The following is a 1095-nucleotide window of genomic DNA, read 5'->3' as shown; positions in this document are numbered from 1 at the left end:
AGGCCGCGATTACAACAACCATTAGCCGAGCAGGCGGTGAAGGTGGGGAGAGTAGCAGTGGTGAGCCTTCAGCTCCGCAATCCACGTTCCAATCCGATACGCAAAGGGCGCAGCAATTCTTGAATCAGAATGGGATGCCCAATCAACCACTCTTTTCAACAGTTAATCCTACAGGAGACGTACATGGTTAAAGCTTGGTTTGTTTTGTTCTGTTGTTGTTCGGCAGTGACGCTTACGGGGTGTTCACGCTCCATTTTTGATCATCAAGATGTTCGCTGTCCTTTTGTCGAGCGTGGTGGGTGCCAAAGCATGGAGCAGGTGAATCGTATGGTGGATGCACGGCGATTTACACCGGATGGGCAATACGTGCAACAAGAGCAATGCGTAGGCTGCAGTGCTTATTCAAAATAAATGAAACGGAACTTTTTTAGGATTAACTATGTTCGCAACACTAAAAAAATACGTCCAGGGTTTTAGGAATTCAATCGATGGCTATTTGGTGGATGAAGAGGTATCGTCTTCCCAAAATACCTTAAATGTTGGCGATCACCAATACCCTCTTTTTTGCAAGGAACTTCCTTATCAGTATTATGACGAGGAATCGCATTTATTTATTAATCGCTGGAATACAGGCTTATTGTATCGCATCACCCCGTTAACCGGTGCGAATGAAAAAATTGCAGAGCAGTTGGATTCGATTTTAAGAACCAAGGTTTCTGATGAATTTACCTTACAGCTCATCTTAGTCAAACACAATCAAGTGGGGCATGAGCTGGATGCTTTTTCAAACCAGTTCATGACTCCAGATTTTGAACAGTTAAGTGTGATGGGCAAAAGCCTTCGTTCGTTTTATGGTGAGGCCGCAGTTCATGGATTTAAAACCAATACCAATGTTAATCCCAGAATGACACAAACTGAGTGTTATGTCGTAGTCGATAAAATCAATGGAAAAAATGAGGAAGACGTTAAAGCCTGCTTTGCTCAATTTCGTATTGCCTTTGAAGCCTCGTTGATGTCGGCCAAAATTGGCTTTAGAACCTGTAATGCTGAAGATTTATTACGCTTACTTCATTTTTACCTGGCTCATGAACCCGA

General features: G+C 43.1%; 2 protein-coding genes and 1 pseudogene. All 3 read left to right on the top strand.

What is annotated here, in order from left to right; genetic code table 11:
- Positions 1 to 191: pseudogene (locus tag A8O27_RS18945) on the top strand (conjugal transfer protein TraB); the annotation flags it as partial.
- Complete coding sequence (locus A8O27_RS18100) at positions 184 to 411, top strand: hypothetical protein (protein ID WP_011212483.1); 228 nt, start codon at positions 184 to 186, stop codon at positions 409 to 411. The pseudogene A8O27_RS18945 and the gene A8O27_RS18100, both read left to right, overlap by 8 nt.
- A 28-nt stretch (positions 412 to 439) precedes the next feature.
- The coding region (locus A8O27_RS18095; RefSeq protein WP_154669263.1) for a TraC family protein at positions 440 to 1095 on the top strand (656 nt) is incomplete at its 3' end.

The organism is Legionella bozemanae (assembly GCF_001648595.1).
GTDB classification, from domain to species: domain Bacteria; phylum Pseudomonadota; class Gammaproteobacteria; order Legionellales; family Legionellaceae; genus Legionella; species Legionella bozemanae.
Note: the sequence above shows the minus strand (reverse complement) of the source record. Positions and strands in the feature narration are given on the sequence as shown.